At 74.3% G+C, this 19,344-nt stretch carries 18 protein-coding genes; 9 read left to right on the plus strand and 9 right to left on the minus strand.

Translation table 11 applies throughout. The features are described 5' to 3' along the window. The first annotated feature begins 37 nt into the window (after positions 1–37). Positions 38–292 carry a hypothetical protein gene (locus RHODO2019_RS00915; protein ID WP_265383211.1) on the plus strand — a complete coding sequence of 85 codons (255 nt, stop codon included), beginning with the start codon at positions 38–40 and terminating at the stop codon, positions 290–292. A gap of 134 nt (positions 293–426) precedes the next feature. On the opposite strand, the gene RHODO2019_RS00920 is transcribed toward RHODO2019_RS00915, so the two are convergent. The 4 genes from RHODO2019_RS00920 to RHODO2019_RS00935 form a co-directional block, all read right to left on the minus strand. After that, positions 427–1,422, minus strand: a complete 996-nt coding sequence (locus tag RHODO2019_RS00920) for a YihY/virulence factor BrkB family protein (RefSeq protein WP_265383212.1) — start codon at positions 1,420–1,422, stop codon at positions 427–429. A gap of 93 nt (positions 1,423–1,515) precedes the next feature. Next, on the minus strand, positions 1,516–2,754 hold the full coding sequence (locus tag RHODO2019_RS00925; protein ID WP_265383213.1) for an aminotransferase family protein: 1,239 nt from the start codon (positions 2,752–2,754) through the stop codon (positions 1,516–1,518). Continuing rightward, complete coding sequence (locus RHODO2019_RS00930; RefSeq protein ID WP_265383214.1) at positions 2,751–3,365, minus strand: DUF998 domain-containing protein; 615 nt, start codon at positions 3,363–3,365, stop codon at positions 2,751–2,753. Before RHODO2019_RS00930 ends, RHODO2019_RS00925 begins: the two co-directional genes overlap by 4 nt. A 33-nt stretch (positions 3,366–3,398) precedes the next feature. Beyond that, the gene (locus RHODO2019_RS00935) at positions 3,399–4,427 is read right to left on the minus strand and encodes an aldo/keto reductase (protein ID WP_265383215.1); all 1,029 of its coding nucleotides are present in this window, start codon (positions 4,425–4,427) and stop codon (positions 3,399–3,401) included. Positions 4,428–4,776: 349 nt separating this feature from the next. Here RHODO2019_RS00935 and RHODO2019_RS00940 point away from each other — a divergent pair, with 349 nt between their 5' ends. Next, positions 4,777–5,187, plus strand: coding sequence for an acyl-CoA thioesterase (locus RHODO2019_RS00940; protein ID WP_265383216.1), 411 nt, complete (start codon positions 4,777–4,779; stop codon positions 5,185–5,187). Here the strand turns inward: RHODO2019_RS00940 and RHODO2019_RS00945 are convergent. Both RHODO2019_RS00945 and RHODO2019_RS00950 read right to left on the minus strand, forming a co-directional pair. Next, on the minus strand, positions 5,184–6,167 hold the full coding sequence (locus RHODO2019_RS00945) for an SDR family NAD(P)-dependent oxidoreductase (protein ID WP_265383217.1): 984 nt from the start codon (positions 6,165–6,167) through the stop codon (positions 5,184–5,186). The two genes, RHODO2019_RS00940 and RHODO2019_RS00945, sit on opposite strands and share 4 nt — an antisense overlap. A 28-nt stretch (positions 6,168–6,195) precedes the next feature. Then, the gene (locus tag RHODO2019_RS00950) at positions 6,196–7,008 is read right to left on the minus strand and encodes a siderophore-interacting protein (protein ID WP_265383218.1); all 813 of its coding nucleotides are present in this window, start codon (positions 7,006–7,008) and stop codon (positions 6,196–6,198) included. 71 nt (positions 7,009–7,079) lie between these two features. On the opposite strand from RHODO2019_RS00950, the gene boxB reads away from it, so the two are divergent. The 3 genes from boxB to RHODO2019_RS00965 all read left to right on the plus strand — a co-directional run bounded on the left by boxB (position 7,080) and on the right by RHODO2019_RS00965 (position 10,600). Beyond that, positions 7,080–8,570 carry a benzoyl-CoA 2,3-epoxidase subunit BoxB gene (boxB, locus tag RHODO2019_RS00955; protein ID WP_265383219.1) on the plus strand — a complete coding sequence of 497 codons (1,491 nt, stop codon included), beginning with the start codon at positions 7,080–7,082 and terminating at the stop codon, positions 8,568–8,570. 285 nt (positions 8,571–8,855) lie between these two features. Next, entirely contained in the window at positions 8,856–9,275 is a 420-nt protein-coding gene (locus RHODO2019_RS00960) for a MarR family winged helix-turn-helix transcriptional regulator (protein WP_290428889.1), read from the plus strand. After that, complete coding sequence (locus tag RHODO2019_RS00965) at positions 9,272–10,600, plus strand: MFS transporter (RefSeq protein ID WP_265383220.1); 1,329 nt, start codon at positions 9,272–9,274, stop codon at positions 10,598–10,600. Before RHODO2019_RS00960 ends, RHODO2019_RS00965 begins: the two co-directional genes overlap by 4 nt. Positions 10,601–10,715: 115 nt before the next feature. Here RHODO2019_RS00965 and RHODO2019_RS00970 read toward each other — a convergent pair whose 3' ends face one another. Genes RHODO2019_RS00970 through RHODO2019_RS00980 form a run of 3 tightly spaced genes read right to left on the minus strand, consistent with a single transcriptional unit; the run spans position 10,716 to position 14,394 of the window. After that, positions 10,716–11,483 (minus strand): energy-coupling factor transporter transmembrane component T family protein, encoded by a 768-nt coding sequence (locus RHODO2019_RS00970; protein ID WP_265383221.1) that lies wholly within the window; start codon positions 11,481–11,483, stop codon positions 10,716–10,718. Further along, complete coding sequence (locus tag RHODO2019_RS00975; RefSeq protein WP_265383222.1) at positions 11,480–13,504, minus strand: ABC transporter ATP-binding protein; 2,025 nt, start codon at positions 13,502–13,504, stop codon at positions 11,480–11,482. Before RHODO2019_RS00975 ends, RHODO2019_RS00970 begins: the two co-directional genes overlap by 4 nt. A gap of 41 nt (positions 13,505–13,545) precedes the next feature. Next, on the minus strand, positions 13,546–14,394 hold the full coding sequence (locus tag RHODO2019_RS00980; RefSeq protein WP_265383223.1) for a PaaX family transcriptional regulator: 849 nt from the start codon (positions 14,392–14,394) through the stop codon (positions 13,546–13,548). A gap of 234 nt (positions 14,395–14,628) precedes the next feature. Between RHODO2019_RS00980 and boxC the strand changes: the two genes are divergently transcribed. Genes boxC through RHODO2019_RS01000 form a run of 4 tightly spaced genes read left to right on the plus strand, consistent with a single transcriptional unit; the run spans position 14,629 to position 19,338 of the window. Next, entirely contained in the window at positions 14,629–16,350 is a 1,722-nt protein-coding gene (boxC, locus tag RHODO2019_RS00985; protein WP_265383224.1) for a 2,3-epoxybenzoyl-CoA dihydrolase, read from the plus strand. Between the two features lie 3 nt (positions 16,351–16,353). Further along, positions 16,354–17,982 (plus strand): benzoate-CoA ligase family protein, encoded by a 1,629-nt coding sequence (locus RHODO2019_RS00990; protein WP_265383225.1) that lies wholly within the window; start codon positions 16,354–16,356, stop codon positions 17,980–17,982. A 28-nt stretch (positions 17,983–18,010) separates the two neighbouring features. Continuing rightward, positions 18,011–18,343: a ferredoxin gene (gene fdxA / locus RHODO2019_RS00995; protein ID WP_265383226.1), complete on the plus strand. Its 333-nt coding sequence runs from the start codon at positions 18,011–18,013 to the stop codon at positions 18,341–18,343. Beyond that, positions 18,340–19,338, plus strand: a complete 999-nt coding sequence (locus tag RHODO2019_RS01000) for a DUF6158 family protein (RefSeq protein WP_265383227.1) — start codon at positions 18,340–18,342, stop codon at positions 19,336–19,338. Before fdxA ends, RHODO2019_RS01000 begins: the two co-directional genes overlap by 4 nt. Positions 19,339–19,344 lie beyond the last annotated feature (6 nt).

Here is a 19,344-nt window from a genome sequence, read left to right on the forward strand (position 1 = left end):
GAGGCTGCGCTGGGTCGTGCTGCGCCACGGTGGCACGGTGGTGCTGACGAACCGGGCCGCGAGCGCCGCGGCGGACCTGCGCCTGTCGAGCAGCGCGGACGGTCGGACGGTCGCCGAGGGGGCCCAGGTCCTCCCCGACGTGCTGGCCGTCGTCGGACCCGGGGCCGCCGGGCGGGTGGTGCTCCCGCTGACCACCGAGACGCTGTGGCTCGGGGTGGAGTGGAACGACCCCCGGCACGGGGAGCTGCGGGCGGTGCTGCGCACGGACGTGTTCCCGCGCCAGGAGCGCTGAGGGCGGCCGGCGTGGGTGGGGGGCAGGGGTGTCTCGACGCGAGTGTCCTGGGGGCGTGATGTCGCGGTGACGACCCGGTGCTGCCCCGTCGCGCCAGAGGCTGCTCGAGGCGAGGTCGTCCGAGCCCGTCGGCCCTACGCGTCGTCGCTGGTGCCGTCCGCGGGGTGGGGCTCGGCGAAGCTGACCTCGACGGTCTCGAAACCCTTGTGCTGCTGGGCCTTGGCGTAGTCGGTGTACGCCGCCCGATCTGCTCGGGTGAGGTCCACGTCGTCGGTGAACGGGGTGAGCAGCGCCCGGGGCCACAGCCGGCGCGTGCGCACCACGTCGATCTCCGCGCAGAACACCACCACCGTGGCCTGCAGCGTGATCCAGGTGATGAGGCCGAGGACGACGCCGAACAGCCCGTACAGCGCGCTCGAGCGGTCCAGGCTCGAGCTCAGCAGGTACACCCCGAACAGCTGCAGCAGGTGGACCACCACCCCGGCCAGGACCGCTCCCGGCGCGACGTCGCGCAGCCGGGTGGGGTGGGTCGTGCCGAAGTGGAACAGCACCGCGAACAGGGCGGCGTTGGCGGCCATCGAGACGGGGATGACCAGGGCGGCGTTGAGCAGGTCGGTGTTGCTGAACCCGCCGATGAGGGTGAGCACCGTGGTGGCCAGCACACCCGTGCCGAACACGGCGAGCAGGACGAGGCTGCGCAGCCGGGCGGCCACCGGGTTCGGGCGCTTGTTCCGCGGCACCGACCACATGGTGTTCAACGCGTTCTGCCCGGCCTGCGCCACCCCGAGCCCACCGAACAGGGTGCCCACCACACCGATGACGAGCCCGATCCCGCTGCCGCCGAACGACGTCACCTGGTCACCGAGCTCGGGGCCCAGCAGCGGCACCTGCTTGAGCGCGGCGGCAATGAGCCGCTGCTGCAGCTCCGGGTCGTTCTGCAGCACGAACCCCAGGATCGTCACGGCGATGAGCAGCAGCGGGAACAGCGAGACGAACGCGTAGTGCGCGATCAGCGCGGTCAGGTAGACGCCCTGGTCGTCGACGAACTTGTAGACCACGGCCACCGGGAAACCGATCCAGCGGTGCGTGCGCTGGTAGGCGTCGAACCGGGCGACCGTCCGGCTCAGCACGGGATCCCTGCGGGGCTGGTCGCGGTGGGCTCCACGGCGGGGGTGCGGGAGTGGGCCACGACCGCAGACGCTACTGGCGCAGACCGGCCGCGCTCACCCGAGCGTGCCGCCCGACTCGAGCCCCCGTCGCAGCGCCCCGAGGATCTCGTCGACGTCGTCGTCGGTGCTCACCAGGGGCGGGCACATCGCGAGGGTGCTCGGGCCGACGGGCCGCACGATCACCCCGGCCGCCATCGTCGCGTCGCGCACGGCCACCGCGTCCACCCCGGCCAGAGTCTCCACCGCCCACACCGCCCCCTCGCCGCGCACCCCGGAGACGAGACCGTCCTCGAGGAGCCCGTGCAGGCCGGTCGAGAGCCGGGCGCCGACGGTCTTCGCCCGGTCCAGCAGCCCCTCCCGCTCGGTGATGTCCAGGCACACCATCGCGGCCGCGCAGGCGCTCGCGTGCCCGGAGTACGTGTAGCCGTGCCGCAGCACAGCGGCGGGGTCGGCGGAGAGCTTCTCGTGCACCGACGGCGCCACGAGCACCCCACCGAGCGGGACGTACCCGCTGGTCACGCCCTTGGCGAAGGTGGTCAGGTCGGCGTGGACCCCGTAGTGCTCACCGGCGAACATGCTGCCGAGTCGGCCGAAGGCGCAGATGACCTCGTCGAGCACGAGGAACGCGCCGTGCTCGGTGCACAGCGCCCGCAGGCCCTCGAGGTAGCCGGGCACCGGGGGGTGCACCCCGCCCGCACCGATGACGGGCTCGGCGAACACGGCCGCCACCTTCCCGGGGTGGGCGGCGAACACCGCACCCACGGCGGCCAGGTCGTCCTTGGGGACCTGCACCGCGTCGCCGATGCCGGGGCCGAAGCCGGCGCTGTTGGCCGGCAGCCCGGTGAGGCTCATGCCGCCGTAGGTCACCCCGTGGTAGCTCGGCGCCCGGCTGATAATGATGGTGCGCTCGCCGTCACCGGCCGCGGCGTGCGCGAGGCGGGCGAGCTTGATGGCGGTGTCGACGGCCTCGGAGCCACCGCTGGTGAGGAACACCCGGCTGCCCGGCACCGGCGCCAGTGCGGCCAGCCGCTCCGCCAGGGCGTCCGCGGGGGCGTTGGTGAACTTGTCGAAGCAGTGGAAGGTCTCCAGCCGACCGATCTGCTCGGCGACGGCCTCGGCCACCTCGGTGCGGCCGTGCCCGACGTTGCAGTGCCAGAGGCTGGCCATGGCGTCCACGTACCGGGTGCCCTCGGCGTCCCAGACGATCGCGCCCTCGCCCCGCACGAGCGAGGTGAACGACGACGCCTCGGCGGCCGGGCGGGCGAACGGGTGCAGCAGGGCGGGGGTGCTCATGGTGCCGATGATCCACCCCGCGACCCCCCGGTGACCAGCCGTGCGCGCACCACCAGCCGGGTCACCACGAGCAGGGGCCACACCGCCTGCGCTCCCGCCAGCACCCGCTCGCTCAGCCCGAACCGTGGCCCCCCGAGCTCCACCCCGAACCACAGCAGCAGGCCCACCAGCACGGCCGCCCCGACCCAGCCGGTGCGCCAGCGGGGGAACGCCAGCAGCGACCACGTGCTCAGGGCCACGAACCCGACGGTGGCGGCCACGGTGTGCACGGTGGACGAGCCCCCACCGGCGGGCAGCGGGGCGGCGGAGACGACGAGCGTGGCCACACCGCCGATCGCCAGCAGCACCCGGCCCGACGACGCACCCGCCCGGAGCGCCAGGGCCGTCACGACGTGGGCGAGACCGAGCCCGGCCAGGCCCACCGTCATCACCCACCGGTGCGGGGTGTCCCGGGCGGCGAGGTCCGAGATGGTGCGCACCACCGCGTCGAAGGGCACCGGCTGCACCGCGGCGGCCAGCTCCCACCCGCCGATCATGAACACCGGCGCGAGCACGGCCGACACCACGCCCCACCAGGGGACGCGACCGGGTGCGGCCACCCGCGTGCTCACGTCCTCAGCGCCTTCGCCACGGGGCTCACGTGCTCAGCGCCGGTGGCGACGCAGCGTGGCGTCCGACAGCGACGGCGGCGCGTACCCGGCGTCGGTGGCGTTGACCGTGGTGCCCGGAGCGACGATGTCGTCGATGGCGTCGAGCACCTCCGTGCTGAGCTGGAGGTCCGCGGCGTCGAGCTGGCTGGTCAGCTGCTCCACCGTCCGCGGTCCGATGATCGCGCTGGTGACCCCCGGGTGCTCCAGCACGAACGCGATGGCCATGTGCACCAGCGACATCCCGTGCTCGTCGGCCAGCTTGCCGAGGGCGTCGGCCGCGTCGAGCTTGGCCCGGTTCGCAGGGTCGGCGAGGTCGTATCGGGCCGGCATCCGGGCCGCGCGGCCGCTCGTGGGTGCGTCGGTGCCCTTCCGGTAGCGCCCGCTAAGCCAGCCGCCGGCCAGCGGGCTCCAGGGCAGCACGCCCATGCCGTGCCGCTGGGTCACCGGCAGCACCTCGGTCTCGATCCCACGGGCCAGGATCGAGTACGGCGGCTGCTCGGTGACGAAGCGCTCGCGGCCGCGCTTCTCGGCGACCCACTGCGCCTCGACGATCTCGCCCGCCGGGAAGGTGGAGCTGCCGATGTAGCGGACCTTGCCGGCGCGGACGAGGTCGGTCAGCGCACCCAGGGTCTCGTCGATCGCCGTCGACGGGTCGGGCCGGTGGATCTGGTAGAGGTCGATCCAGTCGGTCTGCAGGCGCCGCAGGCTGCTCTCCACCTCCTGCACGATCCAGCGCCGGGAGTTGCCGCTGCGGTTGGCACCCTCGCCCATCTGCGCGTGCGCCTTGGTGGCCAGCACGACCTCGTCGCGCCGCCCCTGCAGGGCCTTGCCGACGATCACCTCGGACTCGCCCTGGGAGTACACGTCGGCGGTGTCGACGACGTTGATCCCGGCGTCGAGCGCGGCGTGGACGACCGCGATCGAGTCGTCGTGGTCGGGGTTGCCCCAGGCGCCGAACATCATGGCGCCCAGGCAGAGGGGGCTGACCTTGACTCCGGTGGTGCCGAGCGTGCGGTGGTCCACGGTGGCCTCCTCGTCAGGCCGTCCCGCGGTGGACGGCCACCGTCCACCGTCCTCGCGGCGGCGCCGTGACGCCACCGGACCCCCGGGCCGGTGGTCCCCCCGCGCGCGGTCCCCGTCCGGCGGTGCCCTGCACACGCTCCGGGAACCGGGGAGCGCGACGCACGTCAGGCCTGCACGCGACGCCCCGATCCAGGTCTCGGGGATGGGGCCAGAAGCGCACATCGGGGAGCGGCCTGCACGCTGGGCGCTGCGTTCGGCGCCCGGGGTCCGGAGCGCCGTGCGCGAGCACCATGCCCTCGAGGGCCTCGGCGAGCTCCGCCGGTGCTCCGGGGGTGGCTAGGGTCGAGGCGTGAGCGAGGACGGGACGATCCGCGGCGCCGCGCGCAGCGAGCGGCGTCGCGTGCTCTTCGTCGACACCGACGCCGGCGGGCGCATCCACTTCACCGCCGCGCTGCGGTGGGCCGAGGCGGTGGAGCACCGGCTGGTGCGCGAGCTGGACCCGGGCTGCGACATCGGCCGCTGGCCACGTCGGCACGTCGAGGCGACCTACCACCTGCCGCTCGGCTTCGACGACGAGTTCGAGCTGTGGCTGCACGTGGAACGGGTGGGCAGCACGTCGGTGGGCTGGGCGTGGTCGGTGGTGTGCGACGAGGCCACCTGCATCGAGGGCAGGCACACCACGGTGCACGTCGGCGAGGACGGTGCGCCCGAGCCGGTGCGGGCCGAGCTGCGGAACCTGCTGGCGGATCCGAGCAGCTAGCGGCTGACCCGAGCCCTGGACACCTGGGCGCAGGTCTGGAACAACCGGGCCCGCGCCGCCGGGTCGTCGTGCAGCAGCGGCAGGTACTGGGTGGAGCGCGGCCGACGGTCGTGCCAGAACAGCCCGGTGGTGCGCGCGGGCTCGGCGGCAGCCGCGAGCCAGACGATGGTGTCCGCCCCCTGCTCGGCGGTGCGCAGCACGGCGGCCGTGACCGCGGCGAAGCCGGGGATGGACCCGCTGACCCCCGGGGTGTCGGCCCAGCCGGGGTGCATGGCGTGCACCACCGGGTCGCCGGGGCGGGAGAACGTGGCCGCGAGGTGCTCGGACACCGCCACCTGCATGCGCTTGGTGCGCGCGTAGGCGGTCATGCCCTTGTACTCGCCGGTCGTGTACTCGAGGTCGCGGGTGACGGCGGGCACGGGGTACATGCCGCCGGAGGACACCCACACCACCCGGCCGTCGCCGTCCGCGGCCAGCAGGTCGCGCAGCCCGACGGTGAGCGCGTAGGGCCCCAGGACGTGGGTGGCGAAGGCCAGCTCGTGGCCCTGCGCTGAGGTGGTGCGGCGCTGCGGGATGAGGCCGGCGCAGTGCACCAGGGCGTGCAGCGCCACGAGGTCGTCGCTGAGCGCGGTGACGAGGTCGGCCACGGCGTCCAGGTCGCTGACGTCGCAGGGGCGCACCACGAGCGCAGCCCCGGGCACCTCGGCGCGCACCGCGGTGGCCGCCTGCTCCAGGCGCTCGGTGCTGCGACCCACGAGGTGGACCCGCGCCCCGAGGCGGGCGAGCGCCGTGGCGGTCGCCAGGCCCAGGCCGGAACCCGCCCCGGTCACGAGCACCTCGGGCCGGCCGACGAGCTCCGCCGCGTCCGGGGCCCACCAGAGGCGGCGCACCACCGGCCCCAGGGCGGAGTAGCCGGGCACCACGAGCTTGTCCAGGGCGGTGTCGGCGGCAGCGGTCAGCACCGAGCGGAAGGAGGCCACGTCCACGACGGTAGCCCGCCCCGGTCGCTCAGACCCGTCCGGCGAGCGCGTCCTGCTCCTCGAGCGCGGCCGCGGCGTTCCAGTCCCGCTTGACCGCGCGCCACGCCTCGTCGTCGCGGCCGAGGCGCCAGTACCCGGAGGCGGACAGGTGGTCCAGGGGCACGTGCCGCTCGGCGCGCAGCCAGCGCCGCAGGTCGCGGACGTCGCCCGCCTCGCCGTGGACGAAGGCGTGCACCCGCCCCGGGAGCCACTCGAGGCCCTGCACGGCGTCGACGAGCCCGCGCTCCACCCAGGTGACGTCCGCCCCGTCGGGCAACGGGTAGGCGTGCTCGGCGGGACCGTCCACCAGCACCACGACCTTGGCCGGTGCGCTGGTCCCGATCCGCTCCAGGGCGCACGCGATGGCCGGCAGCGCGCTGGCGTCCCCGACGAGCAGGTGCCAGTCGGCGGCGGGGTTGGGCGCGTAGCCCCCGCCGGGCCCGGTCAGCCCGAGCGCGTCGCCCGGCTTCGCGGATGCGGCCCACGGTCCGGCCAGGCCCTGCTCCCCGTGGTGCACGACGTCGATCGTGACCAGCCTCGCGGCCGGGTCCCAGGCGCGCACGGTGTAGGTGCGGGTGGTCGGCCGCGCCCCGCCCTCCTGGTTCGGATCCTGCTGGTTCGGATCCTGTTGGGGGAGCAGCAGCTTGACGTAGTGGTCGGTGAACTCGCCGACGGGGAAGCTCGTCAGCTCGGGGGCGTGCAGCTCCAGCCGCACGACGTGCGGGGTGAGCCAGGTGCTGGTCTGCACCGTCGCCCGGATGACGGGACGAGCCGGTCGGTCGGGGCGTGCGTCCTGGGCCATGGGGCCAGTGTGCCCCGGTCAGACAGTCGACAAGTATTGCTCAGTACGTCAGTCGAGTGTAGAACGTGAGCATGACCACCACCGAGCGCACCGGGTCCGCCCCGAAGCCCACCGGACCGCTGAGCACCATCGACTACAGCGAGCGGATCCCGAACAACGTGAACCTGGCCGGCGACCGCAAGCTCCAGCGGGCGCTGGAGGGGTGGCAGCCGAAGTTCCTGGACTGGTGGAAGGCGCTCGGCCCCGCACTGCCCACCAAGGACGTGTACCTGCGCACGGCGATCGCGGTGGGTCGCGACGGCTGGGCGCACTTCGGCCACGTCCCCATGGAGCAGTACCGCTGGGGCATCTTCCTGGCCGAGCAGGACCCAAACCGGGTCATCCCGTTCGGCAAGCACAAGGGCGAGCCCGCCTGGCAGGAGGTGCCCGGCGAGTACCGGGCCGAGCTCTTGCGCCTGATCACCGTGCAGGGCGACACCGAGCCCGCGTCGGTGGAGCAGCAGCGCGTGCTGGGGGCCACCGCGCCCTCGCTGTACGACATGCGCAACCTGTTCCAGGTCAACGTCGAGGAGGGCCGGCACCTGTGGGCGATGGTCTACCTGCTGCAGGCCTACTTCGGTCGGGAGGGTCGCGAGGAGGCCGAGCAGCTGCTCAAGCGCAACTCCGGCGACCTCGACTCGCCGCGCATCCTCGGGGCGTTCAACGAGGAGACGACCGACTGGCTGCAGTTCTTCATGTTCACCTACTTCACCGACCGCGACGGCAAGTACCAGCTGGGCACGCTGAAGGAGTCGGCGTTCGACCCGCTGGCCCGGACCTGCGAGTTCATGCTCAAGGAGGAGGCCCACCACATGTTCGTGGGCACCACCGGGGTGCAGCGGGTGGTCGAGAAGACCGTCCAGGTGATGGTCGAGCTCGGCACCGACGACCCGGCGGCGCTGCTGGCGGCCGGGGTCATCCCGCTGGAGGTCGTGCAGAAGTACCTGAACTTCCAGTTCTCGGTGTCGATGGACCTGTTCGGCTCCGAGAGGTCCACCAACGTCGCGGCGTACTACACGGCGGGGCTGAAGGGCCGCTGGCAGGAGACCCGGCGCAAGGACGACCACGAGCTGCACGGCGACACCCGGGAGATGACGGTGGTGCGCGACGGGGAGTTCGTCCAGGAGACGGTGCCCATGCTCACGGCGCTGAACCTGGACCTGCGCGACGAGTACGTCGCCGACTGCGAGAACGGCGTGCGCCGCTGGAACCAGGAGATGGAGGACGCCGGGCTGGAGCAGCGGCTGTTCCTGCCGCACGAGGGGTTCAACCGCTTGGTCGGCTCGTACTCCAGCGGCCACGTCTCGCCGGACGGTCGGATCATCGACGCCGCCGAGTGGGAGGCGAGCGTGGACGGGTGGCTGCCCCTGGACGCCGACCGCGCCGCCGTGGCCGCGCTCATGGTCGGGGTCTACGAGCCCGGTGAGTTCGCGGGCTGGATCGCCGCCCCCAAGACGGGCATCAACGACCAGCCCGTGGAGTTCGACTACGTCCACCTCGCCGAGGAGGGCCTCACCGCCTGAGCGGGGTCCACCGAGCGGTGCGACTCGACGCTCGGGACCAGCATCGCCGACGCGACCAGGACCGCTCCCGCGGCCGTCACCCAGGACCGGTCCGGCTGCGGGGACCGGAAGAAGGCCGGCGCGGGGAACGACGTGTGGGTCTCCTCGATGTCGACCAACCAGTCCTCCCCGGCCACCGACCATCTGCTCGGGCACCGTCGTGCCGGTCACCCGCGCCGCGACGCGACGCGACGCGACGACTGAGTGCATTGGCAAGTTACATAAGCTAGTGATAAACATGGTCTCGTGCTCCCCTCCGCCGATCCTGCCGTCGCGCTCACGCGCTACTACTCGTGGTGGCGTCGCTCGGCCCCGTCCTCGAGCCTGTCCTCGACGTCGCTGTCCACCCTGGACGTGCTCGACGTCCTGGGGCCGCAGCGCCTCTCGGACCTGGCGACCCGGGAGCGGATCAGCCAGCCGGGCATGACGGGCCTCGTCACGCGGCTCGCCACGGCCGGCCTGGTGGAGCGGACCTCGGACCCCGACGACGGCCGCGTGGCGCTGGTCCGGGTGACCGACGCCGGACGCCGCGCCCTCACGGAGTTCCGCGACACGCGGTCCGCCGAGCTGCGTCGGCGGCTGGAGCACCTCGACCCCCAGGACCGGCGGGCCCTCGAGCTCGCCGTGCCCGCGCTGGAACGACTGATGTCTGGAGACCCCGCATGACCGCCCCCGCTGCCGCCGGCCACCCCGCCCCCGCGAGCCCGTTCCACCAGCCCCGCGCCGTGTGGGCCGTGGCGTTCGCCTGCGTGATCTCCTTCATGGGCATCGGCCTGGTGGACCCGATCCTGCCGGCGCTGTCCTCGCAGCTGGACGCGACGCCGAGCCAGGTGACCCTGCTGTTCACCAGCTACCTCGTGGTCACCGCCTTCGCCATGCTGATCACGGGCTGGGTCTCCAGCGTCCTGGGCGCCAAGCGCACGCTGGTCGTGGGGCTCGCGATCATCGTGGTGTTCGCCGCGCTGGCCGGGACCTCCAGCAGCATCAACGGCATCGTCGGCTTCCGGGCCGGCTGGGGACTGGGCAACGCCCTGTTCATCGCCACGTCGCTGGCCGTCATCGTCGGCTCCGCGAGCGGTGGGTTCGCCGGGGCGATCATCCTCTACGAGACCGCGCTGGGGGTCGGGATCGCGACCGGCCCGCTGCTGGGCGGCGTGCTCGGCAACATCAGCTTCCACGGCCCGTTCTACGGCGTGGCCGTGCTCATGTTCCTCGCCCTCGTCGCCTCGGCCACCCTGGTGCCGTCCACGCCGAAGCCCGCCCAGCGGTCCTCGGTGCTCGAGCCGCTCAAGGCGCTGCGGCACCGTGCGCTGCGCAACACCAGCATCACCGGGCTGCTCTACAACTGGGGCTTCTTCACCATCCTCGGCTACGCGCCGTTCCTCATGCACCTCGACGCCATCCAGCTCGGGTTCGTGTTCTTCGGCTGGGGCCTGCTCGTCGCCTCGTTCTCGGTGTTCGTCGCCCCGTGGCTGAAGGCCCGCATCGGCACCCCGCGCACCCTGTACGGCAACCTGACCGCGGTGGCCGCCGTGCTGGCCGTGATCGGGATCTGGGCGAACAGCCCGACCGTCGTCATCGTCGCCGTCATCGTCTCCGGTGCGTTCGTCGGCATCAACAACACGCTGGTGACCACGGCCGTCATGTCGATCTCACCGGTACCGCGCCCGGTCGCCTCGGCCACCTACGGCTTCGTCCGGTTCTTCGGCGGCGGGCTCGCACCCTTCGCGGCCGGCCAGCTCGCCGAGCACCTCAACGTGCACGTGCCCTACGTCCTGGCGGCCGTGGTGGTGCTGGCCGGGGCGTTCGTGCTCTCCAGCGTGCACGCCGAGCTCGACGCCGCGGACGAGGAGGAGACCCACACCGTGAGCACCGGGCGGCAGGCCGACGAGCAGGCGGTGCTCGACGTGCCGACCAACGCCGAGGAAGCCGTGATGGCCGAGGCCGCCAAGCGGGTCGACGAGCGGCTGGCCGACCGCGCGGCTCGCTGACCCACCCCTCCCGACGCCTCCCCCTTTCCGCCAAGTGCGGGCTTGTGGTCGTCATACATGGGCGAATAACCGCCACAAGCCCGCACTTGGCGGGGGACGGGGCGGGGGGACGGGCTCAGCCGACGACGAACACCAGGGCGCACACCGCGGCCACCAGCACCCCGGCCACCAGGTCGCGCAGCCCGGGTCGGCCCGCGTCGGCCACCAGCCGGCCGGTGCCACCGCGGGCGGTGATCGCCTCGCCCAGCTCGCCGGCGCGGCGCATGGTCACCGCCATCGCGGACACGGCGAGGTCCACGGCCTCCACGTTCACGTCGGCGAGGCTGCGACGACCCGCGGGACGGCGCAGGCGACGCGCGGCCCCGAGCACGCGCAGGTCCTCGGCGAGCAGCGGGAACGCCCGCACGCACAGCGCGATCGTCACCGCCCACTCGTCGACCGGGGCGCGCACCAGGCGCAGCGGGGCCCCCAGGCGGGCCACGGCCGGGGCCACGTCACCCAGCGCCGTCGTGGCCCCCACCAGCAGCGCGGCCACCAGCAGCACGCCGGCGAGCGCGGTCAGCCGCACGTAGAGCAGCACCGCGCCCAGTCCGACGGTCACCCCGCCGAGCGCCAGCTCCGGCGAGCCCCCGGCGGGGACCGACAGCAGGCCGGCCGCCACGAGCAGCAGCCAGAACCAGGGGCGCAGCCGGGGCAGGGCGCCGAGCGGGATCCGGGCCAGCACCGCGGTGAGCACCACGGCGGCGCCGATGATCCCGATGGCGGCCCAGCTCGTCACCAGGGAGAGGGTCAGCCCGAGCGCGGCGACCCCCGCGAGCTTGGTGCCGGCCCACAGCCGGTGGACGGGGGTGTCGCGGGGGACCTCCCGCAGCACGGTCGTCACCGCGGCACCCCGGTGGGCTCGGCGTGGGTGCGGCCGTGCTCGACGAGCACCGTGCGGTCACAGATCGCAGCGATCTCGGCGACGTCGTGGGAGACGACGACCAGGGTCAGTCCCTGCTCCTCGCGCAGCCGGGCGAGGACGTCCACCAGCCCGGCCCGGCTCGGGGCGTCGAGCCCGGCCAGCGGCTCGTCGAGCACCAGGACCCTGGGGTTCGTCACGAGCAGCCCCGCCAGCGCGGCGCGGCGGAGCTGGCCGCCGCTGAGGGTGTCGGTGCCGCGGGCGGCGACGGCCGGGTCCAGGCCCACGGTGGCCAGGGCTCGGGCGACGGAGGGGTGGGCGGCGCTGCCGTGCCCCGCCGCGGCCGCCACGTCCTCACCGACGGTGGGCCGCTGCACCTGCAGCCGCGCGTGCTGGAACGCCACCGCCACCGAACCGACCTGGCTGGTGATCGACCGGCCGTCCAGGGTCGCGGTGCCCTCGGTCGGCCGCAGCAGCCCGCCCAGCACCCACGCCAGGGTGGACTTGCCGGAGCCGTTGCCGCCGACGAGCACCACCGCCTCCCCACGGGCCACCTCGAGGTCCACCCCGGTCAGCGCACGGTGCGCCCAGGGGGTGCGGGCGTCGTAGACGTGGCCGACCCCGCGCAGCACGAGCAGGGCGGGCCCGGGGTGGCGGCCGGTGCGGCGCGGCGACGGCAGGGCGGGGGCAGCGGGGGCGCCCCCGAGCTCGTGCACCCGCCCGTCGCGGACGGCCACCACGCGGTCGGCGGCGACGGCGTCGGCGGGGCGGTGGCTGACGTGCACCACGGTCGTGCCGGTGCGCCGCGGCAGCGAGGCGAGCAGCGCGACCATCTCCGCACGCCCGGCGGGATCCACCATGGCCGTCGACTCGTCGGAGAGCAGCAGCCGGGGCGAGCGGGCCAGCGCGGCGGCGATCGCCAGGCGCTGCAGCTGGCCGCCGGAGAGGCCGGTGGTGGCCCGGTCACCGGTGCCGGCGAGGCCGACAGTGGCCAGCAGGCCCTCCACGTCCACGGTCGCGCTCGTGGGCAGGCCCCAGACCACGTCGTCGCGCACCCGGGCGCCGAGCACCTGGCTCTCGGGGCGCTGGGCGATCAGGGCGGTGCCGCCGAGCCGGCCCAGCCCGGCCGGACCGCCACGGTGCACGGTCCCCGAGGTGGGGGCGCGACCGGCGAGCAACCGCACCAGGGTCGACTTGCCGGACCCGTTGTCGCCGAGCACGGCCACCATCTGCGGCCGGTCGAGCACCAGGTCCACCCCGGTCAGCGCGTCGCGCCGGGCCCCCGGGTAGCGGAAGCCGGCGTCGACCAGGGCCACCGGCACCGGCGCCGGGGTCCGGTCGTCCCCGTCCGCACCGTCGAGGCGGTCGGTGACGGGCAGCCGGTCCAGGCGCTCGAGCACGGCCCCGAGCGCGCCCCACGCGATGACGCCGGTGAGGACGACGGAGAGCACCACGGCGCCGCCGACCGTCCACCACCAGTTCTCGACCAGCGTGTCGGTGACGGCGTCGACCCGGCTCGTGGCCCCGCTCGTGCCGGGGATGTTCCCGATGATCCCGGTGACGCCCCGGACGGAGTTGCGGATGGTCTGCAGCGTCAGGTCACGCAGCGAGGAGAACACCAGCAGCAGCCCCACCACCAGCAGGGCCACCGCGGGGGCGGCGACGGTGAAGGCCAGGGCAGCCGTGCCCGCGCCCCGGCCGCGGCGCTTGACCTCCCCGACGATGCCCCCGATGAGCGCGGCCAGCCCGATGACGGTCAGGGGTGCGGTGCCGGCCACGAGGAACCCCACGACCCCGGCGGCGACGGTGGCCGCGACGAGTGCGCGGGGCCGGTGCCGCTGCGCGACGACGCCGAGCGGGACGACCGCGAGCACCTGGAGGATCCCGGCCACCGGCACCACCACGCCGAGCACGGCCAGGACCACCGTCACCCCGCCCATCACGGCGGCGGTGGCCAGCTCGACGGGACGCAGCGGGCCGCTGGTGGTGGCGGCGGCACTCATGGCACCAGTGTGCCTGAGTGCCCCGACCGCGCCGGGTGGCCTCAGCCCAGGCCCTGCCAGCAGCGCTGGGCGGGCGCGGACCACTCGGCGTGCAGGCGGTGGAACGCGGCGGCGGCGTCCAGCCCGGGCCAGGTGTGGTCGAGGAGCTCGGCGGGCAGGCCGGGGTCCAGGAACGGGAATCGGCGCCAGGCCTGCACGAGCTGGACCTGGGCGACGAACGCCTCGTCGTCGGTGCCCGCCCGGCGGTCGGTGAACGCGGCCAGGAACGTGGTGTAGCGCGTCTCCACCGCGTCGAGGTCCCAGGCGGCGCGCAGCAGGGCGGCCCGGTCGCCGAGCGCGGGGGCGTCGGTGCCGACCCACGCGAAGGCGCGGTCGCCCAGCCCGGCCTCGGCCACCGCGTCGGCGGCTGCTCCCGCCCGGCCGGCGTCCGGCACCACCCAGAGTCCGGGTGCGGGGGAGCCCATGCCCAGCCAGGTGAGCCGGGTGCGCAGCCGGTGGCGCAGCTGGCGCTGGGACTCGGGGATGGCCACCGACAGCACGAGCCAGCGCCCGTCCCACGGGGCGACCTCGCGCTGGAAGGAGTAGATCCGCTCCGTGCCGTCGGCGAGCAGGGCCGACCCCGGCCCGGTGAGGGCCCAGCGCACCCGCCGACCCACCCGCTCGGAGCGCAGCAGCCCCTCGGCGGCGGCCCGGGCCACCGCCTGCCGTGCGCTCTTCTCCTCCACGCCCAGCCGTCCGAGCGCGTGCAGCAGGGTCGAGGTCCACACCGGCTCGCCGCGGGGGTGGACGAACTCGCCCAGCACCGTCAGCAGCAGCGAGCGGGCGCTGTCGGAGCCGAGCTCGCGGCGGCGCGAGCTCGGCACGGGGGACACGTCGGCCGGCTGGGCCACGGGTGCGCTCCTTGCTGTGCGGGCGACGGCGGTGGGTGGCGATGCGGTGGGGTGCGGTGCGGTGCGGTGCGGTGGGCGGTGCGGGGTCGGCCCAGCATGCCCGGTGGGGTCGTGGGTGCCGGTGGGGCCTCCGTCCCCGACCTCCACGTGCGAGTCTCGTTCTACAGCGGCTTGACGGATGTCCACGTGTTCGTAGACTGTGACCGCGACCACCCCCTGCTCGAGAGGTGCCCCATGACAGCGCTGACCGAGGCCCGCCCAGCCCCGGACGTCCCGGTGGGCGTCACCGTCGACTTCGACACCGACCCCAGCCGCTACCGGCACTGGCGGCTGGCCGTGGACGGTGAGGTGGCCACCGTCTCGCTGGTGGTCGACCCGGACGGGGGCCTGGTCCCGGGCTACCTGCTCAAGTCGAACTCCTACGACCTGGGCGTGGACATCGAGCTGTACGACGTGGTGCAGCGGCTGCGGTTCGAGCACCCTGGGGTCAAGGCGGTCGTGCTGACCAGCGGTGTCGACCGGATGTTCTGCGCGGGCGCGAACATCACCATGCTCGCCGGGTCCAGCCACGCCTGGAAGGTGAACTTCTGCAAGTTCACCAACGAGACCCGCAACGGCATCGAGGACGCCACCGAGCACAGCGGGCAGACCTGGATCGCCGCGCTCAACGGCACCGCGGCCGGCGGTGGCTACGAGATGGCCCTGGCGTGCGAGGAGATCGTGCTCATCGACGACGGCTCCTCCACCGTCTCCCTGCCGGAGGTCCCGCTGCTGGGCGTGCTCCCAGGTACCGGTGGGCTCACCCGCGTGGTGGACAAGCGCTTCGTCCGCAAGGACCGGGCCGACGTGTTCGCCACCAAGAGCGAGGGCATCCGCGGGGCGACGGCCGTGGCCTGGCGCCTGGTCGACGAGAGCGTCCCGCGGGCCCGGTTCGCCGAGACCGTGGCCGCCCGCGCGCACGCCGCGGCCGCCCGGTCGGCGCGCCCGTCCAACGCCACCGGCGTCACCCTCACCCCGCTGGAGCGCACCGAGACCGACACCGCGATCAGCTACCCGCACGTGCGCGCCGAGCTCGACGCCGCCGCCCGGCGGGTGGAGATCACCGTGCACGGTCCGGACGCCGCACCTCCCGCGGACGCCGCCGGGGTGCTGGCCCAGGGGGTGGACTACTGGCCGCTGGCGCTGGCCCGCGAGCTCGACGACCTGGTGCTGCGGCTGCGCACCAACCACCAGGACCTGGGCACCTGGGTGTTCCGGACCCGGGGCGAGGTGGGGCCCGTGCTCGCCCACGACGCGCAGCTGGCCGAGCTGGCGCAGGACTGGTTCGTCAACGAGGTGCGGCAGTACCTCAAGCGCACCCTCAAGCGGCTCGACGTGACCAGCCGCAGCCTGGTGGCGGTGCTCGACCCGGGCAGCTGCTACGCCGGGGTGCTCGCCGAGCTGGCCCTGGCCTGCGACCGGCAGTACGTGCTGGACGGGGTGTTCGAGGACCCGGACGAGCCCGGCTACACCGAGGGGGCCTCGGCCGCCACGGTCGTGCTGACCGCCGGCAACGACGGGGACTACCCGATGGGCAACGGGCTGAGCCGGCTCCGCTCGAGGTTCTGGGGTGTGGACGCCGAGCTCGAGGCCGTGCGGAACCGGTTCGGCGAGCCCCTGGACGCAGCCGCCCTGGACTCCCTGGGCCTGGTCACCCTGGCCCTGGACGACATCGACTTCGCCGACGAGCTGCGCATCGTGCTCGAGGAGCGGGCCTCGCTGAGCCCCGACGCGCTCACCGGCATGGAGGCCAACCACCGCTTCGTCGGTCCGGAGACCGTGGAGACCAAGGTGTTCGGCCGACTGACGGCGTGGCAGAACTGGATCTTCTTGCGGCCCAACGCCTCCGGGGAGGAGGGGGCGCTGCGTCGGTTCGGCACCGGGCAGCGTGCGGACTTCGACGTGAAGCGGGTCTGAGCCGTGGCCCCGGTACCGGCCCCGTTCAACGCCGGGCAGTACCTGCTCGACCGCCGCACCTCCCTCGGCGACGCCGGCCGGGTGGCCCTGCACGGCCCCGCCGGCCCGGTCACCTACGGCGAGCTGCTGAGCCTGGTCGAGCGCACCACCGCGGGGCTGCGCAGCCTCGGCCTGCACACCGACGACCGGGTGGTCCTGGTCATGAGCGACGGCGTGGAGATGGTGGCCGCCGTCCTCGGGGCGTTCCGGGCCGGGCTCGTGGCGGTCCCGGTCTCGACCATGCTCGGGGGCGCGGAGCTGGCGTCGGTCGTCGTGGACTGCGGGGCGAGGGTGGTGGTCGCCACCGAGGAGTTCGTCGGTGCCGTGACCGTGGCGGTCGCGGCGGCCGACGAGCTGGAGCACCTCGTCCTCGTGGGTGGACAGGTGGCGGCCCCCGAGCAGGTGCGTACGTGGAGCTGGTCGGGGCTGCTGGAGAACGGCAGCGGAGCCGACGACACCGTGGCCGCGACCACCGACGACTCCTGGGCGCTGTGGCTCTACACCTCCGGCACCACCGGGACGCCCAAGGGTGCGATGCACCGGCACGCCAACATCCGGCACGTCTGCGAGACCTACGGCGCGCACACCCTGGGCATCACCGCCGACGACGTGTGCTTCTCCGTCGCCAAGCTGTTCTTCGCCTACGGGATCGGCAACACCCTGTTCTTCCCCCTGGCCGTGGGCGCCTCGGCCGTGCTCGAGCCGCGGCGCCCGAGCCCCGCGGTGGTGCTGGAGCGGATGGCCGCCGACCGACCGACGCTGTTCTTCGGACCACCCACGTTCTACGCCGCCCTCGTCGCCGCCGAGCTGCCGTCGGACACCTTCGCCTCCGTCCGGCTCGCCACCAGCGCGGGGGAGTCCCTGCCGGTCGTGCTGCAGCGGCGGGTCACCGACGCCTACGGGTTCCCCGTCCTCGACGGCATCGGGGCCACCGAGGCCCTGCACGTGTTCCTCTCCAACCACCCCGACGACATCCGTCCCGGCACCACCGGCAAGGCCGTGCCCGGCTACGAGGTGGAGCTGCGCGACGGTGACGGCCACCCCGTCCCGCCGGGTGAGCCCGGTGACCTCTACGTCCGCGGGGAGTCCCTCGCGGTGGGCTACTGGCGGCGCACCGAGGCCACCCGCGCGGTGTTCCAGGGTGAGTGGATGCGCACCGGGGACACCTACAGCCAGGACGCCGACGGTTACTACGTCTGCCTGGGCCGCTCCAACGACCTGCTCAAGGCGGGCGGCATCTGGGTCTCCCCGGCCGAGGTGGAGGGCCGCCTGCTCGAGCACGACGGCGTCTCCGAGGCCGCCGTCGTGGGGGTGGCCGACGCGGCCGGGCTGGACAAGCCGGTGGCCTGCGTCGTCCGCTCGGCCGCCGGGGCCACGGTCACCGCGGAGGAGCTGGTGGCCTGGTGCCGCGACGGCCTGGCCTCGTTCAAGCGGCCGCGCGCCGTGGTCTTCGTCGACGAGCTGCCCAAGACGGCCACCGGCAAGGTCCAGCGCTTCAAGGTCCGGGAAGGCTTCGCCGGGGTGCCGCTGGAGCAGGTCTCCGAGCCTGAGGAGCCCTCGGGCGTGCCCGCCTCCGCCCAGCTCAGCAGCTAGTCCGAACCGAGAACTGGAGACCCGAACCGTGCCCTACGTGATCGCCGAGGCCTGCGTCGACGTGATGGACCGCAGCTGCGTGGACGAGTGTCCCGTCGACTGCATCTACGAGGGCGCCACCAAGCTCTACGTGAACCCCCGGGAGTGCATCGACTGCGGGGCGTGCGAACCGGTCTGCCCCGTGGAGGCCATCACCGCCGACCGGCACGTGCCCGACGGGGAGCAGGCCCACATCGCCGACAACACCGCCTTCTTCACCCTTCCCCTGCCCGGCCGCGACGGACCGCTCGGCGCCCCCGGTGGCGCTCGGAAGACCGGGGTGATCGGGGTCGACGGCCCCCTGGTCCGGGAGCGCTCGTGAGCACCCGCCCCGCCCCGCCCACCACCGACCTGACCGACGCCGATCTCGAGGCGCAGGGCGCCCAGGCCCACGCCACCCGGAACTGGGTGTTCCTGCACGGCACGGCGGAGCAGCTGGCCCACCACACCGAGCGGATGCTGGCCCTGGAGCAGGAGTACCTGCGACGGCACCCGCGGCGCACCTGGCAGGGCGTGGAGCAGGGTCCCGGGACCACCCCCGCGGCGGACCCGGTGCGTGCCGTGCTCCAGGCGGTGGCCGCCGCCGGCGGGCGGCTGCACAAGCTCGAGGTGCACCAGGCGGCGCGCGCCGCCGGTCTGCCGCGGGCAGCGCTCGCCGAGCTCTACGGGCAGGGCCTGTTGACCACCGACGGTCCGGACCGGGTGCTCACCGACGCCGGCCGGGCCCGGTGCGACAGCGCACCCACGGCGGCGCCGGAGCCGGGCGAGCTGCGCTGGGTCGCCGAGGCCGACCCCACCTGGGCCGGGGACGTGGTGCGTGTCGTCGGCGGGGCGGCCCCCGGGGTGTTCGACATCCACCACGCGCCGGGCACCGCGCTGCCCGGTGACTGGTGGTCGGCGCAGGACACCGACGGCACCGTGCTCGGGTTCGGCTGGATGGACGTCGGATGGGGCGAGGCGGAGGTGCTGCTGGCCGTCGCACCCGGGTCCCGCTCCGCCGGGGTGGGCACCTTCGTGCTCGCCCGGCTGGAGGTCGAGGCCGCGCGGCGCGGGCTGAACTACGTCTACAACACGGTCCGGCCCACCCACCCCGACCACGACGCGGTGCACGACTGGCTGCTCGCGCGCGGGTACGCCGGCTCGAGCTCGGACGCCGCGCTGCGCAAGCGGGTCGGTGTCGCCCCCGAGCGGCCCACGGCGGCGCCCGGCGCGAGCTCCTCCTCCTCCACCGCCGCCGGGCCGGCTGGGGGCTCCGACCGGGGGCCCGGCCACGAGGACCAGGGCGGCTACGTCGACGTCGAGGACCACGCCTACTGAGCCGGT

It is taken from the genome of Rhodococcus antarcticus, assembly GCF_026153295.1.
Classification (GTDB): domain Bacteria; phylum Actinomycetota; class Actinomycetes; order Mycobacteriales; family Mycobacteriaceae; genus Rhodococcus_D; species Rhodococcus_D antarcticus.